Below are 16017 nucleotides of genomic sequence, written 5' to 3' on the forward strand. Positions count from 1 at the left end.
CTCTAAAATTCATTACTGTAATTATATACATACTTTAGGTTTTCTGGGCATGCTTTCTGACTCTTTAAAAAAAACAATTCGGCAAATTCATAAGCATGTTGCTGATAACCTCACCGATTACCGCCCAAGAAGCAGTCAAAACTATTTAGTTGCCGAGATAGCAAAAACTCTAGCTGGCGAGTATCACAAGAGCCAACGAATTTGTGTTATTGAAGCAGGCACCGGGACCGGCAAGTCACTGGCGTATTGTTTAGGGGCATTGCCTTTAGCGATGGCCAAGAAAAAGAAATTAGTGATTTCGACGGCAACTGTTGCCCTACAAGAGCAGTTAATTAGTAAGGAGCTGCCTTTTTTTAAAGAGCACTCTGGCCTAGACATCAAGTTTGATTTGGTGAAAGGTCGACAGCGTTATATCTGTGCACAAAAACTCAGTGCCGCCGTTAATGGTGACAGTCAAACGCAAATGGAGTTTATGCCGACCCTATCATCGCCGCTTTCTGATATGGAAACCAAATGCTTGAAGCAACTTTATGATGCTTATTCAAAAAAGCAATGGCAAGGCGACCGCGATAGCTGGGCTGATACCATCCCTGATAAAGTGTGGAATTTAATTGCCTGTGATAAGCATTCATGCCAACGACAAATGCGCGCTCATCAGCTCTGCCCTTTTCATATGGCGCGACAGCGTCTTATGCAAATGGATGTGCTAGTGATCAACCATTCTTTATTACTGGCTGATCTTGATTTGGGTGGCGGTAAAATTCTACCTGAGCCTGACGATACGATTTATGTAATCGATGAAGCGCACCATTTAGCGCATATCACCCGCGACTTCTCTTCTGCTGCAGCAACCATTAAAGGCACCATAGACTGGCTCGACAAGCTGGTAAAATTTGCAGGTAAAATGGCCAATGTGCTCGTCGGTCAAAAAGCGATTGGGCAAAACTTTAAGCTCAGTGATAGTATCAATGACGCTGGCAAAAACTTAAAAGTGGTGCGTGATATTCTTGATAACGCAGACTTTAACTATAACAGTGATGACACCTATCGTTTTGAGCACGGTGAAATCCCAGCATCTTTACATACCAAAGCAAAAGATATTAGCGATGCCACCCTTGATGCCTTAAGAGCACTCAACAAGATGCACGATACCCTAGTGCAAGACGTAAGTGATGGCGATATAAAACCTTATGTGGCCGATCCAATCTTGGCTGAAAGTGGTCAGTACATTAACCGTTTAGAGTTATTAAACAAGCTGTGGTTTAGTTACGCCACAAAAGGCGAAGGTGTTCCCCATGCGCGATGGATCAAACGCTTAGAATATAAGAACCATCACGACCATTTACTCAGTGATTGCCCTATTGAAGTTGGCTATTACCTAAAAGATAAATTATGGAATCAATGTGCGGGTGCCGTACTTTGTTCAGCCACCTTAACTGCATTGGGTTCATTTGATCACTTTGCCTATGAATGCGGTCTTGCCAAAGAAGAAGGCGTAAAATACATAAAAGTCCCTTCTCCGTTTGATTACCCTAAACAAGCGACGCTGCATATTCCTGCCAGTCATATTGAGCCAATCGATAAAGCGTTCAGCGACCACTTGGCTGAGCAATTACCTAAGTTCCTTGATGATAAAAAAGCAAATTTAGTGTTGTTTGCTTCTTATTGGCAAATGGATCATGTCGTTAAAGCGCTGCGTAGCAAAGGAATTGAGGTCTTAGTGCAAGGTGAAATGTCCCGTGAAGCTCTGCTTAAAAAGCATAAAGCCAATGTAGATTTAGGCCGTGCTAGCTATTTATTTGGCACTCAAAGTTTGTCAGAGGGCCTTGATTTACCAGGTAAGTACTTAGAAAACCTGGTAATAACAAAGATTCCATTCGCGGTACCCACCTCACCAATAGAAGAAGCGCAGGCTGAGTTTGTGCAAAGTAAAGGTGGCAACCCGTTTCTTTCGATAACCGTACCTGATGCGGCAAAGAAATTAGTACAAAGCTGTGGTAGACTGCTGCGCAAAGAAAATGATCAGGGTCGCATTACTATCCTTGATCGCCGTTTAGTGACCAAGCGATATGGCAAAGCCATGCTCGATACCTTGCCACCTTTTAAAAGACAAATTGATTATTAATGTTTGAATTAGCTTTAGACCCAGCAACCTGGGCACTATTATGCGCAGTCGCACTGGCAGCGGGCTTTATTGATGCAATTGCAGGCGGTGGCGGGATGTTAACTGTGCCAGCGCTATTAACTGCAGGCTTGCCGCCCCACCTCACCTTAGGCACCAATAAACTTGCAGCGAGTTTTGGCTCATTGACGGCCAGCGTGACTTATTTTCGTAAAAAGTTGTTCAACCCACGGTTTTGGGCTGCATCTATTTTAGCGACAGCCATTGGGGCACTCGTAGGTACTTTAGTGGTTGATTACTTAAGTATTGAATTTTTAAATAAATTACTACCGGTAGTGATTATTTTAGTCGCTTGTTACAGCTTATTTGGCAGTTTGAGTACAACTGAGCATAACGAGTTACCAGAGCTTGATAGCAAAACTAAAATTAAACAATGGCTACAAGGTCTTGGGCTTGGTTTTTTTGATGGTTTAGCTGGCCCAGGTACTGGTACATTTTGGACCGCATCAAATAGCCTATTATATAAAATGAGCTTATTGCTTAACTGTGGCCTTGCCCGCTCGATGAACTTTGTTTCAAACTTTATTTCGTTGATCACCTTCGTGGCGCTTGGCCATGTGAACTTTTTACTTGGTATCACAATGGGCTTTTTCTTGATGCTTGGAGCATGGTTAGGAGCACATTCAGCAATTAAGTTTGGTAGTAAAATGATCCGCCCAGTGTTTAACACTGTGGTTATAGTGTTAGCATTAAAGTTAATCTATGAGGCTTACTTATAAATGCAATCAACTGCTTTTGATAAACTACGTTCACAAATTGAAAGGCTCAAACAATTAGCCACACAATTTGATAAGGGTAATTTATTTGCTAAAAATCGCTATATGCAAGCTCAGCCAAGCTTGTTTGATAAAGCCGTGTTTAGTACAAAAAGTATGAAACTTGCCGACTATGTAAGCGAAATCGAAGATGAACTAAGCAGCCTACCGCCTGCTGAGCATCGCCATGCCTACCAATATGCACTTGAGCGCATTACCCTTCAGGTGCAAGCGGTATTTAATGTGATCAAATCAACCCCGGTTTGGGCCAAAGAAAATAAGTACAGCTTTAAGCCAAAAGCTAAGCCACAGGTTTATAAGCAAGCAGTTAAAAAAATCATGCAGTCATCCCATGAACTGTATGACGAGCTAAAGCAAAACCATGAGTTTGAGCGCCGCTTAGTTTTAATGATCGAAGAGCGAAAACTAAAACTTGATGAAGCTAGCCCAGCAAAAGCCAGCGAAATTAACAAAGAAATACTCGCATTACACGCAAGACTTGGCCGTTGTCGTAAGGCAATTTCTGCCACTGAAGACAAAATTCAACAAGTAGAAAAACAGCAGCTGAGATAATGTTTTACTATCATCCAAGTTATTCAGCGTTAGCTTTACCTGAGCGTCACCGCTTTCCCATTGATAAATATCGCTTGTTAAAACAGCTTGTCAGCAACTTTATTGATGAACAATATTTCATTACCCCACAACAAGCCACTAAAGCTCAGCTTACTCTGTGCCATAACCCCGCGTATGTCGACGCATTTTTAGCTGGTAGTCTTGATAGCAAAGCCATTAAAAAAATGGGCTTTCCTTGGTCCACTGAATTGGTTGAACGAACACTTTACTCTGTTGGCGCAAGTATTCAAGGTGCTGAGTTTGCCTTACAACAGGGTGCTGCTTTTAACCTAAGTGGTGGTTATCATCATGCTTTTACGGGCTATGGTAGTGGTTTTTGTATTTTTAATGACTTAGCGATAGCTGCTGCACACTTAATTGATACTGATCAAGCCGACACCGTATTAATCTTTGACTGTGACGTTCACCAAGGCGACGGCACAGCTGAAGTTACGCAAGTACATCCTCAAATAATTAGCTGCTCAATTCATTGTCAGCAAAACTTCCCGCGTATTAAGCAGCAATCAAACTACGATTTTGCACTTGAGCATGGCACTACAGATGCTGAATACCTAGAGACCGTCAAACAAGCTTTAGCCCTAACAACTAGACTCCACCAGCCAGATATCATTTTGTATAACGCCGGCGCAGACATCGCAACAGATGACGAGTTAGGACACTTTCAAGTGAGTTTAGAGGGAGTGTATCAACGTGACTATTTTGTATTAAATCAAGCTAAGAAAGCTAAAATCCCAGTGTTTGCAGCTATGGGCGGTGGCTATCAACGAAATGTAAGCCGTTTGGTTGATGTTCATGGTCAGCTTTTTAGGGCTGCTGTCGATTTATTTTAAAGCTTGGTATACACTTAAATAGACTTTTTAATTAGGCTCACTCTGTATGAAATTGCATGACGACATTCACAACTACTATGAAAAATTAGTTGTCGAAGACATCACTAAGCGCAACTTAGAATCAACCTATAGTGATGATGTTATGGCAGATTTATGCTGCACCGTATTAAATCAACTGCCAGCCCGCTACATTCGCTATGATGTTGATATGGAATTTTATTTGCCGCAAACAGAGCGCATTAAAATGGAGCAGCAAGTGCAAACTGCTATCGATGTGGCCATCAGTCAAGTTGCTAAGAAAAAGGAACTAAAAGCATGAGCAGTGAGTTAGAAAGCGCACCTAACTATATAAAGATCGCTGTTGATCTCATTATGCTCTTAGAACAAAACGACGTTCCCGCCGAAGATGTATTAGCAGCTTTAGAAATCGTAAAGTCTGATTTCGAAAAGAAACTCCCACAATCAACTGATTAATAGTCCGAAAATGGCGAGTATTGGGGCACAAATTTGGTATGCTCAGGTTTTATAATTTAAGAATGTAAAACCATGTCATTGCCAAGTTTATTACGCTTATTCATCCTTGCTGCTATTTGGGGCGCTTCCTTCTTATTTATGCGCATGGCAGCTAATAGCTTAGGCCCTGCGGTATTAATTGAGTTAAGAGTTGGCTTTGCAGCAATAACACTGTTTATTTTTGCGCTTTACTTACGAAAGAAACTTGCGTTCGCGACCCACAAAAAGCATTTTTTCATTATTGGCGCACTTAATTCCGCCATTCCTTTCTTATTGTTTGCCTATGCAGCACAAACAATTAATGCATCTACCTTATCCATATTAAACTCAACAACGCCAATTTGGGGTGCCATCGTAGGTATTATTTGGAGTAAAACAAAACCCACTAAAAGTATGCTGCTTGGCTTGCTATTAGGCTTAACAGGCGTAGCCATTTTAGTGGGACAAAATAGCCTGACGATCGACAGCCAAGCTATCACAGCAATTGTTGCGGCACTGTGTGCCTCGCTTAGTTACGCCATCGCATCCCATTACACTAAACACGCACCTAAGTTATCTGCTTTTAATAATGCCCATGGCAGTATGTGGGCGGCGAGTATCATGGTACTGCCGCTTATTTTTGTTATTCCTGCCAGAGAAATACCAAGCAATGAAGTTATGCTTGGTGTAGTGGCACTCGGCGTGCTATGTACTGCAGTAGCATACATCTTGTTCTTCCGTTTGATTGATGACATTGGCCCAACTTCTGCGTTGACTGTTACCTTTTTGATTCCACTTTTTGGCATAGTGTGGGGAAATTTAATTCTAGATGAGCAAATTGGCCCAAATACCTTAGTTGGCGCACTGTGTGTTATCGCAGGCACCATGCTAGTCACAGGCTTTATTCGTATCAAGCCATTTTTAAGACGAAATACCTTGTAACAGAATGGGAATTGCATTTTTAAATACAATCTATATTCTATTAGGTACTAAAAAAGGAAGGAGAATAGTATGTCAGGTACTACCATGGTGGTGTTAATTGTGCTGATATCGGTCGGCTCTGGGGTAATTTATGATATGTATAAAAAACACCTTGAGTTTAAATCACGAACTTTAAAAAATTCAAAAGAAGCAAACGAACACGTAGCAGAAGTGACAAAAGAGCTGCAAGAGCTAAGAGAGCGTGTACAAACCCTCGAAGCCATTGTTACTGACTCTAGCTACAACGTAAAACAAGAGATTAATAGACTTTAATTAAGTTAACTCAAATCAAGTTAATAAGGCACTGTATTGTTCAAGCACTGGCTGATAATAATCGGCGTCTTGATTTAACATACGTTGGTAATGAGCACATAACTGCTTTAAATACGTTTGGTGCTCTTTACTTGTTAGCTGCCACATTGAGTGCCCTACTCGAGTGATCGGCTGCGAAGATGACGCACTCATAGCAATAATTTCATAAAAGCGTTTGTTTTCACACACCAACTGCTCAGAGACGAGCCCCAATGGCAGTTTTTGTAAACAGCTGCGAACTTGATAACTGTGATGTACTGGGCAAACAATAAAGTCGATATGCGTATTTGGGTTTTGACAAACTATCTTCGCTAAGAACTGCACTAACAACTCACCACCCACTCCCGCAATAATAACAAGATGGCGTTTTTTAGTGTCTAGTGAAATCATTACTACATCTTGGCAATGTACCTGCCAACGGCCGCGTTGCTCTCTTGTAGCAAAACGTTCGAGTTTATCACTTAGTGCCTGCATTAACTCAGGCACAATATCAACAAAATGTATAAGCGGTGCTTTATCTTGCAGTAGCAGCTCAATGCCTAACAAACCGTGATCACAGCAACAATCCCAGATTTCGTCATAACCTGGATCTACCACATCAATGATGGCTGATAGTCGTTTACTCAGTGCCATTAGTTTACTGTTTTATAAACTAACGCTTTTAAGCTGCGATCACTGTCTACTTCAATAAAGCCATCGGTAGGAGCTAATCGCTCAACAAAACTAATTGCTCCTTGTGTATGATCGCTAATGAGATCTTTAAACGCCTGCTCTGAAAGCTCAGGGCTATTAGCACACAGTAATAATTGGGTGTTTTCATTTAACAGCTCAGGTAAACGACGCAAGATTTTTTGATAATCCTTGGTCAATATAAAGCTGCCCTTTTGAAAGCTCGGTGGATCAACAATGATTAATTCATACGGCGCTGATTTTTTTAGTTTACCGAATGATTTTAAAATATCGTGCGGAAAATAACTAACCCCTTGAGCAAAACCATTTAACTGATGGTTTTGTTTACCAGTTCGCAGCACCCCTTTATTCATATCCATATTAATAACTTGGTCAGCACCGCCTTGCATTGCTGCAACAGAGAAGCCACACGTGTACGAAAATAAGTTAAGCACTTTTGCATTTTTACTATTGGCTTGAACAAACTCTCGGCCACGGCGCATATCAGGGAAAATCCCAGTATTTTGGCGACTCAATAAATCGACTTTAAACTTAATACCATTTTCACTGACATGGTGCTCTTGGGGTAATTCACCAAACATCAGGGCATTACGAGTGTTAATGCCGCTACGTTGTTGGTAAACCAATGCACTTACAAGCTCTGGCGCATTCTGTTGCGCCCATTGCCACAGGGTATCAGTTAATTGCACAAGCACTTGTTCATCTATTTCTTCATATGAAACTAAAAAAAGTGCGGGCGGATAAAAGTCTAAGTTTATGTGGCTCAGCTCAGCGACTGAGTGACCACGGCCATGGAATACACGACATAATTCATTAGCAGCAAGTGGAGCCTCTGCTAAGGCATTTAAAATGGCAGAAAAATCGTTTGTCATCATCTTTAGTTAATTAACTGTTGTTGTAATTCGTGAATTTCATCACGCACAGACGCCGCTTTTTCAAACTCAAGATCGCTAGCATAAGCATGCATTTTCGCTTCAAGGGTTTTGATTTGGCTAGCAATATCTTTCGCGCTGAGCACTTGTTTAGACTCTTTACGCACCAACTTAAGGTTATCTTTCGGACTTGCCTCTTCACCCACATCCATAATATCGGTGATACTTTTAACCAGTGCTTGCGGCTCTATACCATGCTCAAGGTTATAAGCTTGTTGTTTTTCACGGCGACGGTCTGTTTCATCAATGGCTTGTCGCATCGAGTTAGTTATGCGGTCGCCATAAAGAATCGCTTTACCATTTAAGTGACGTGCAGCACGACCAATGGTTTGAATAAGCGAGCGAGTCGAACGTAAGAAGCCCTCTTTATCAGCATCAAGTATCGCAACCAGTGAAACCTCTGGCATATCGAGGCCTTCTCGCAACAAGTTAATGCCCACTAACACATCAAACACACCGGCACGTAAATCACGAATAATTTCGACTCGTTCAACGGTGTCGATGTCTGAGTGCAAGTAGCGAACTTTTACATCATGGTCGTTGAGATAGTCGGTTAAATCTTCTGCCATGCGCTTAGTTAAAGTAGTAACAAGTACCCGCTCGTTCACTTCAACTCGTTTATAGATCTCAGATAGTAAATCATCGACTTGGGTGCCCACTGGGCGCACTTCAATTTCAGGATCAATAAGGCCGGTTGGACGAATAACCTGCTCAGCGACCTCCCCTGACGAACGCTCAAGCTCAAAATTACCAGGTGTTGCCGACACATAAATAGTTTGCGGCGCGATGGCTTCAAATTCTTCAAAGCGTAATGGGCGATTATCTAATGCCGATGGCAAGCGAAAGCCATACTCAACAAGATTTTCTTTACGACTTCTATCGCCTTTATACATGGCACCAATTTGCGACACAGTAACGTGTGATTCATCAATAATCATCAATGCATCATCAGGTAAGTAATCTAATAATGTCGGAGGTGGATCGCCCGGTGTTCTACCAGATAAGTAACGCGAGTAGTTTTCGATGCCTGAGCAATAACCAAGCTCGGTCATCATTTCAATATCGTACTGGGTGCGCTGCGCAATACGTTGCTCTTCGACAAGTTTGTTGGCACTGAGTAATTGAGCTCGGCGGTCTTTCAACTCATCTTTAATTTTATCTATGGCATCGAGAATTTTTTCACGGGGTGTTACATAGTGGGTTTTCGGATATATAGTTGCGCGCACTATGTGCTTTTCAACAGCCCCCGTAAGTGGATCAAAAATACTTAAACGTTCAATTTCATCGTCAAACATTTCCACACGAACGGCATAAGTATCCGATTCAGCAGGAAATATATCGACCACTTCACCACGTACACGGTATGTACCGCGACTAAATTCAATGTCATTGCGTGTATATTGCAGTTCAGCAAGACGACGCAGCATATCGCGCTGATCGACGGTTTCACCCACTTTCAGTAAAAGCATCATCTTCATATATGAGTCTGGGTCACCCAAACCATAAATAGCAGACACCGAAGCCACAATAATGGTATCGCGTCGTTCAAGCAGCGCTTTGGTGGCACTCAAACGCATTTGTTCAATGTGCTCATTGATAGACGCATCTTTTTCAATAAAGGTATCGCTGGCAACAACGTAGGCTTCTGGCTGGTAATAATCGTAATAAGATACAAAATACTCAACCGCATTATGGGGAAAAAACTCTTTCATTTCGCCATAAAGCTGTGCAGCGAGCGTTTTGTTATGCGCCATGATGATAGTTGGACGATTCAAATCATTAATAATATTGGCCATGGTGAAGGTTTTACCCGTTCCCGTAGCCCCTAGTAATGTTTGATGCGCAAGCCCTGCTTCTAGGCCATCTTTTAACTGTGCTATTGCCGTTGGTTGGTCACCACTTGGCTGAAACTTAGAAACTAGTTGGAAATGGTCGCTCATGAATGACACTCCTTCATATATGACTCACTTAACCCATCAACTTCTTTAATAAACCATTTATAAGCAACCATTGCAGTGAATAAGTTACCAATCGCCGCACCAATAAATAAACCGGTTAAGCCTGCAATTTCGCTGCCTATATAAGCAAAAGGGACATAAAAAACAAACAGGCGTACCACACTTAAAATCAGTGCATTCATTGGTTTATGCAGGGCATTAAATGAAGAGTTAGATAAAATAATCACCCCTTGCAGGCCATAACTCAGTGGCAAGATATAAATGAATAACTTAATCACATCCATTACCGCTTGCTCTTTACCAAATACATCCGCAATAAAGCCAGAGGTTAACAGCAGTACAATATAAATAGCGAACTGCCAAATCATCACGAATTTCAAGGTTTTTGAGTAGGCTTCTTTGACACGTTCAAAGTTACCTGCCCCAAAGTTTTGACTAACAAACGGTGGCAAGGTCATCGACAATGCAAGCACCACAAGGCTTGCGATAGACTCAATGCGACTGCCTACACCAAACGCCGCAACCGCTTCAGGGCCATGTTTAGCCACTAATGCAGTCATAACCGCCATGGCAATAGGTGTCAGCATGTTTGCGCCAGCCGCAGGCAAACCAATTTTAAGAATTTTGCGAATCGAACTAAGCGGCGTTTGCACACCAGCGTGCAAACTCAATAAGCCATTTTTTACCGCTAGTATATATAAAATGATGACGACAGCAACTGACCAAGCTATCACGCTAGCAATTGCAGCACCTTGAATACCTAATGCCGGAATAGGTCCAAAGCCAAAAATAAGCATAGGGTCTAAAATAGCGTTAATCAGCCCTGCTCCACCCATAACAATGCTCGGTGTTTTGGTATCGCCACTGGCTCTAAGCACAGAGTTGCCAACCATAGGGGTAATTAGAAATACGCTACCTAAGAACCACACACTCATATAGTCATGAATAAGCGGTAAGACTAATTCGCCAGCACCCAGTAACTTAAAGATAGGATCTATTAGTAAATAACCTACTACAGATAAGCAAAATACCATTACCACCGCTACCAACAACGACATACTGGCATCAAAACGGGCTTCATCTAACTTATCACTACCAAGTGCTTTAGCTATAACCGCAGAGGTACCTATCCCTAAACCAATTGCAAGACTAATAACAGTAAAGGTAACAGGAAAGGTGAAACTAACAGCGGCGAGAGGCTCTGTACCTAACAAACTAATGAAGAAGGTATCAACCAAATTAAACATCATTAGAGTGATCATGCCAAAGATCATTGGGATGGTCATTTTTTTCAAGGTTGGCAGAATGGGTGAGTTTAAAAGATCAGGTTTAGTTTTGCTCTGCGGTTTCACGCTCATGGGAATACTTTGCCTCTTTTTCTGAACCTGTAAGTTTAAAGCATCCTTCTCCTGCAAGCTATGCTTTATTAACAGAATCAAAATTCATACACAAAACTATTACTTTTGACGCTTTGACATAAAAATAACCACTAACCCTCATAAAAAACAATATAAAAACAAGTTTAATAGCTTTGTTACAATTAAAAGGCAGTATTCGCTGTTTTTTTACACAATAAATAGCGTCATTTCATCGTCACGAATAAATTTACTTATCAATTCAGTAAGGCTTCAGATAAAAACACTAACACATTGATTTAAAATGAGTTAAAAAAAATGAATTAAATACTTGAAATTGCTGTAGCCCTCGAAAATCCTAGCACTATAGCTGTTCTTAAAGTTTAATGAACAGAGTTATCCACAGAAACCGTGGATAACTCACTAGAAGCCGCAAATATAAAGGCTTTTGAGGTGGGTGTTCAGCTCTTTATACTGAAAATAACAAAGCCTATTGTTTTAACCCTTTTGTAAGTTTCTAGAAAAGAAAGCGTAAAAATTGTTCTGCCGCAACGCGAACTTAAGTATGACAATTAAAATACAAGGAAAGATTACAAGCTAACCATCTGATATAAAGAAGTAAAGTAAAGTGGTGTATAATTGAAGCCAACTGATTTTTGAATTTCCCATCAAAAATCAAGGAAGCTTCCCTTTACCCTAAAAAGGAAATACACGAAGAAATAACAGGAGTGGGAACTGCCACGAAAAGAATTAGATCTATTTTTTGCCATCCGAAGAAAACATTATATAAGTAGCGATTTCCTCGATTTGGTAAAGAATGACTTAGCAAAGAAACCTTTTTTATTTTTTTAAAGAAATGACTCAGCTCAAAAAGCATGCAAAAAAGTGATCTATTCAACATAGATCTCCCGCTGCTAAGCAAAAAAAGTTGCGCTTTTCAGCTATATTTTGCCCAGATCGAACATAAAAACATCGAATAAGCTTCTTTTTTGAATTTATGAAGTTTTTATGTTGACACTTTGCAATGCTGTCATTAATATTTCGCCCCGTTGAAAGGCATGACGCTTCCCCCTTAGCTCAGTTGGTTAGAGCGACGGACTGTTAATCCGCAGGTCCCCCGTTCGAGTCGGGGAGGGGGAGCCAAGTTTTTCAATCATAAACGATTCCCCCTTAGCTCAGTTGGTTAGAGCGACGGACTGTTAATCCGCAGGTCCCCCGTTCGAGTCGGGGAGGGGGAGCCAAGTTTATGAATATGATTGTTCCCCCTTAGCTCAGTTGGTTAGAGCGACGGACTGTTAATCCGCAGGTCCCCCGTTCGAGTCGGGGAGGGGGAGCCAAATCATAGCACCACACTACTCTATTTAGTTCCCCCTTAGCTCAGTTGGTTAGAGCGACGGACTGTTAATCCGCAGGTCCCCCGTTCGAGTCGGGGAGGGGGAGCCAACTCACAGAAAATAATCAAGTTTATCTACTACTATTCTTCGATTGTATTAGACTTTAAAGCACTTATAATCTACCCTACATTAAAGTTATTTCTAAAGTTATTTCTATTTCTTACGATAGATTACAATAACTTTAATAAAAGCGATCAATCATGGAATTGATTCCTTCCTTTCAGGCTTTTAAAAGAAAATAAACATGGCTGGCTTTAAAAAACTTATATTTATACAACTGATATCTTGGCTGCTGTTTGCTTTATTAGGTGGTTATTTTATTGCACTTAGTTTTGATAGTGCAGTCAGTGATGCTCAGCATAAAGCACAACGCGTCGTTAACACATACATTAATTTACAAACTATAGAAGATCTCTCACCTGATAAAATTAAACAAACTCTTGCCGATGGCGACACTTTTTCAAAGTTTGTTTTACGTAATAAATCTGGTGAAGTAGTTACCATGGTTGAGTCAAGCCGCCCTCTTCCCTTGTTTGCTGAAATTGTAAATAACAGTTTAAATTCAATCCGTCCTCAATTTGCTGTTAATCAAGCATCCGATATAAAAGTTGAATTTACGATCAATGCGCATGACTTAGCCGAACTTTTACAACAATCTTTATTTGTAGTCATTTTAATTTCAGGCTTGATTGCCCTACTTCCTATTATTTATATGAAGAGTATGTTCAGCCGCCTTAATCGTAAAATTAGTACTACCGTTGCAGATATTGTAGATATTTATATTAATCAAAACCAAATTGATGATGGTCTAGAGCAAGCAATGGATACTTCTCGTTTAAAAAGACTAAGCAAAGATTTAATTCCATCATTCAATCGCCTGTCTCATTTCTTACAAACTAAGCATGATGATATTCAAAATAATGCTCTAAGCATTAAAAAAGAAGCGTATAAAGATGTAGTCACAAACCTTGGCAATCGAAATATGTTTGTTGAGTACTACGAAAAACACATTGAAAACGCAGAAAAGAGCACGTTTGGCTCGCTTGCAATGGTTCGTTGTAGCGAACTGCAAGCGATTAACCAAACTAGAGGCTACCAAAAAGGTGATGAATACGTAAAAGCTGTTGCAGATATTATTAAACATATCAGTGGCACTTACACAGGAAGCCAAGTTTTCCGTTTAAATAGCTCTGACTTTGCTGTGGTATTGCCTAACACTCCTCTTAAAGAAGCGGAACGCTTTGGCGATAACTTACAGTCTCGCTTTACTCAGTATCAACAAAATCAAGAATTAAGCTCAGTTGCCAACACAGGTATTGTCGGTTACGAAAAAGGTAAGCCGCTTGGTGAGTTATTATCAATTGTTGATAATGCTATGAGTATGGCGCAATCAAAACAAGCGAATGCATGGCATGTGCAGCGCGAAACTGACTTAGTTAATAATGCTAGCGCAGGTTTTGGTAATCAAAACTGGCGCAAAGTAATTAATGAAGTGATCGAAACAAAACGTGTGCACTTGGTTATGCAAAACATTATGCCAATAGGTAAAAGTGTTAAGGCCTATGCAGAGATCCAAGTTCGTTTTAAAACCGCAGAAAACCAAATGCTGCCTACCGCCTCTTTCCTTGCTATGGCAGAGAAGCTTGATATGGCGATGGAAATTGATCGCTTAATTATCGACACCACTTTAGAAAAAATTAAAACCCGTAATTTCTCTGAAAAATTCTTTGGTATTAATGTTACTGCATCAAGCGCTCACAATGATCAATTTGTGATCTGGTTAGAGCGCCGATTACTTAAAGACAGCAATATCGCCTCTAAGCTTATATTTGAAGTCAGCGAGTTTGGATTACAACAAAACATTAAAGCAAGTAAACGCTTTATCGATATGGTGCATCGCGTGGGTGCACGTATTACCGTAGAGCGCTTTGGTGTGGGTTTAACTTCATTTAAATTCTTTAGAGACTTAAAACCAGACTTTATCAAAATGGACGCAAGCTACACCCGCGGCCTTGAAGAAGATAAAAACAACCAATACTTTATGCGTTTAATGGTTGATCTTGCTCATCGTATTGGTGTGAGTGTATTTGCTGAAGGCGTAGAAAGCCAAGAAGAAAAACATATCATCGAAACACTGTGTTTAGATGGTGTGCAAGGCTATTACATCGAAAAGCCAAAAGATATCTAATCCTCTCTTTAAGGCCCAAAAAACCTTACAGTTTTTGGGCCTATTCCATCTGTTAACTTAGCTTTAACACTTTAATCGTAAACAGCTTTGTTAATTTTAGCTATTCGTCCCTCATGTGTTGTGTCAGCCCCCATAAAAAAGGATAATAGAGCCGTTTTTATTCTCGTGAGGCACGCATGACAGAGTATGTCTTGTTATTGATTGGCACTGTACTAGTCAACAACTTTGTTTTAGTTCAATTCTTAGGTTTATGCCCGTTTATGGGTGTATCGGGTAAGTTAGATACCGCGATTGGTATGTCTTTAGCCACAACCTTTGTACTTACACTTGCCTCCGTGACCAGTTATCTGGTGAATCATTATATTTTGATCCCGCTGGATATCGAATTTTTGCGTACCATGAGCTTTATTTTGGTTATCGCTGTTGTCGTGCAATTTACCGAAATGGTGGTGAGAAAGACCAGCCCAACACTTTATCGCTTATTAGGGATTTTCTTACCGCTTATCACCACTAACTGTGCTGTATTAGGTGTTGCCCTACTTAATATCAAAGAAGACCACTCATTCTTACAATCCGCTGTGTACGGCTTTGGTGCTGCAGTGGGCTTCTCTATGGTGTTAATACTTTTTGCCGCATTACGTGAGCGTTTAGCTGCGGCTGATGTCCCTGCTCCTTTTAAGGGTGCTTCAATTGCGATGATCACCGCAGGCCTTATGTCGATGGCCTTTATGGGTTTTACAGGATTAGTGAAGTTTTAATATGACCTTGTTTTATGCTTTGATAGCGTTAGGTTCATTAGCGCTAATATTTGGTTTAATTTTAGGTTTTGCCGCCGTGCGTTTTCGCGTTGAGAGCAACCCTATTGTTGATCAAATTGATACCATTTTACCGCAAACACAATGTGGCCAATGTGGCTACCCAGGCTGTCGCCCCTATGCAGAAGCAATTGCCAATGGTGACGAAATCAATAAATGCCCACCAGGCGGTGAAGCCACGGTAAAAAAACTCGCTGATTTAATGGGTGTTGAAGCAAAACCGCTGGCAGGCGGTGAGCAAGCAGATCCTGTTAAAACCGTTGCCTATATTCGTGAAGATGAATGTATTGGCTGTACCAAATGTATTCAAGCCTGCCCTGTTGATGCCATCGTTGGCGCAACCCGCCAAATGCATACTGTATTAATTGATGAATGTACCGGTTGTGACTTATGTGTTGAACCATGCCCTGTAGACTGTATTGATATGCTGCCTGTAAAAGAAACCAAACAAACTTGGAAGTGGCAGTTAAACGCAATCCCTGTGACTCAGGTAGATTAGG

General features: G+C 40.9%; 15 protein-coding genes and 4 tRNA genes. 15 read left to right on the forward strand and 4 right to left on the reverse strand.

Going from position 1 to position 16017, the window contains the following annotated elements; genetic code table 11:
* Window positions 1-49: 49 nt before the first annotated feature.
* From dinG to KQP93_RS11275, 8 genes are all read left to right on the forward strand, one after another.
* A complete protein-coding gene (gene dinG, locus KQP93_RS11240) occupies window positions 50-2125 on the forward strand; it encodes an ATP-dependent DNA helicase DinG (RefSeq protein ID WP_217874462.1) in 2076 nt (691 codons plus the stop codon).
* A complete protein-coding gene (locus tag KQP93_RS11245; RefSeq protein ID WP_217874464.1) occupies window positions 2125-2901 on the forward strand; it encodes a TSUP family transporter in 777 nt (258 codons plus the stop codon). The genes dinG and KQP93_RS11245 overlap by 1 nt, the downstream gene beginning before the upstream one ends.
* Entirely contained in the window at window positions 2902-3510 is a 609-nt protein-coding gene (locus KQP93_RS11250; protein ID WP_217874465.1) for a primosomal replication protein, read from the forward strand.
* The gene (locus tag KQP93_RS11255) at window positions 3507-4400 is read left to right on the forward strand and encodes a histone deacetylase family protein (protein ID WP_217876778.1); all 894 of its coding nucleotides are present in this window, start codon (window positions 3507-3509) and stop codon (window positions 4398-4400) included. The genes KQP93_RS11250 and KQP93_RS11255 overlap by 4 nt, the downstream gene beginning before the upstream one ends.
* A 46-nt stretch (window positions 4401-4446) precedes the next feature.
* Window positions 4447-4719 carry a late competence development ComFB family protein gene (locus tag KQP93_RS11260; protein ID WP_217874466.1) on the forward strand — a complete coding sequence of 91 codons (273 nt, stop codon included), beginning with the start codon at window positions 4447-4449 and terminating at the stop codon, window positions 4717-4719.
* The gene (locus tag KQP93_RS11265; protein ID WP_082401733.1) at window positions 4716-4874 is read left to right on the forward strand and encodes a YbaM family protein; all 159 of its coding nucleotides are present in this window, start codon (window positions 4716-4718) and stop codon (window positions 4872-4874) included. Before KQP93_RS11260 ends, KQP93_RS11265 begins: the two co-directional genes overlap by 4 nt.
* A gap of 72 nt (window positions 4875-4946) precedes the next feature.
* Window positions 4947-5834 carry a DMT family transporter gene (locus KQP93_RS11270; RefSeq protein WP_217874467.1) on the forward strand — a complete coding sequence of 296 codons (888 nt, stop codon included), beginning with the start codon at window positions 4947-4949 and terminating at the stop codon, window positions 5832-5834.
* A 69-nt stretch (window positions 5835-5903) separates the two neighbouring features.
* A complete protein-coding gene (locus KQP93_RS11275) occupies window positions 5904-6146 on the forward strand; it encodes a hypothetical protein (RefSeq protein ID WP_217874469.1) in 243 nt (80 codons plus the stop codon).
* Window positions 6147-6161: 15 nt separating this feature from the next.
* Here KQP93_RS11275 and KQP93_RS11280 read toward each other — a convergent pair whose 3' ends face one another.
* The 4 genes from KQP93_RS11280 to KQP93_RS11295 are packed head-to-tail and all read right to left on the reverse strand — an operon-like array spanning window position 6162 to window position 11123.
* Window positions 6162-6818 (reverse strand): tRNA (adenine(22)-N(1))-methyltransferase, encoded by a 657-nt coding sequence (locus KQP93_RS11280; RefSeq protein WP_217874471.1) that lies wholly within the window; start codon window positions 6816-6818, stop codon window positions 6162-6164.
* Window positions 6818-7747: a class I SAM-dependent methyltransferase gene (locus tag KQP93_RS11285; RefSeq protein WP_217876779.1), complete on the reverse strand. Its 930-nt coding sequence runs from the start codon at window positions 7745-7747 to the stop codon at window positions 6818-6820. Before KQP93_RS11285 ends, KQP93_RS11280 begins: the two co-directional genes overlap by 1 nt.
* 5 nt (window positions 7748-7752) lie before the next feature.
* Window positions 7753-9747, reverse strand: coding sequence for an excinuclease ABC subunit UvrB (gene uvrB, locus KQP93_RS11290; RefSeq protein ID WP_217874473.1), 1995 nt, complete (start codon window positions 9745-9747; stop codon window positions 7753-7755).
* A complete protein-coding gene (locus tag KQP93_RS11295; protein WP_217874474.1) occupies window positions 9744-11123 on the reverse strand; it encodes an MATE family efflux transporter in 1380 nt (459 codons plus the stop codon). Before KQP93_RS11295 ends, uvrB begins: the two co-directional genes overlap by 4 nt.
* A gap of 1063 nt (window positions 11124-12186) precedes the next feature.
* Between KQP93_RS11295 and KQP93_RS11300 the strand changes: the two genes are divergently transcribed.
* The 7 genes from KQP93_RS11300 (at window position 12187) to rsxB (ending at window position 16016) form a co-directional block, all read left to right on the forward strand.
* Window positions 12187-12263, forward strand: a tRNA-Asn gene (locus tag KQP93_RS11300).
* Between the two features lie 21 nt (window positions 12264-12284).
* Window positions 12285-12361, forward strand: a tRNA-Asn gene (locus KQP93_RS11305).
* A 19-nt stretch (window positions 12362-12380) separates the two neighbouring features.
* Window positions 12381-12457, forward strand: a tRNA-Asn gene (locus KQP93_RS11310).
* A gap of 29 nt (window positions 12458-12486) precedes the next feature.
* Window positions 12487-12563: transfer RNA gene (locus tag KQP93_RS11315), tRNA-Asn, on the forward strand.
* Window positions 12564-12758: 195 nt separating this feature from the next.
* Window positions 12759-14702 (forward strand): EAL domain-containing protein, encoded by a 1944-nt coding sequence (locus KQP93_RS11320; protein WP_217874476.1) that lies wholly within the window; start codon window positions 12759-12761, stop codon window positions 14700-14702.
* A 176-nt stretch (window positions 14703-14878) separates the two neighbouring features.
* A complete protein-coding gene (gene rsxA / locus KQP93_RS11325; RefSeq protein WP_054553689.1) occupies window positions 14879-15460 on the forward strand; it encodes an electron transport complex subunit RsxA in 582 nt (193 codons plus the stop codon).
* Between the two features lies 1 nt (window position 15461).
* A complete protein-coding gene (gene rsxB, locus KQP93_RS11330) occupies window positions 15462-16016 on the forward strand; it encodes an electron transport complex subunit RsxB (RefSeq protein WP_054563643.1) in 555 nt (184 codons plus the stop codon).
* Window position 16017 lies beyond the last annotated feature (1 nt).

This window comes from Pseudoalteromonas shioyasakiensis (assembly GCF_019134595.1).
GTDB classification, from domain to species: Bacteria; Pseudomonadota; Gammaproteobacteria; order Enterobacterales; family Alteromonadaceae; genus Pseudoalteromonas; species Pseudoalteromonas shioyasakiensis_A.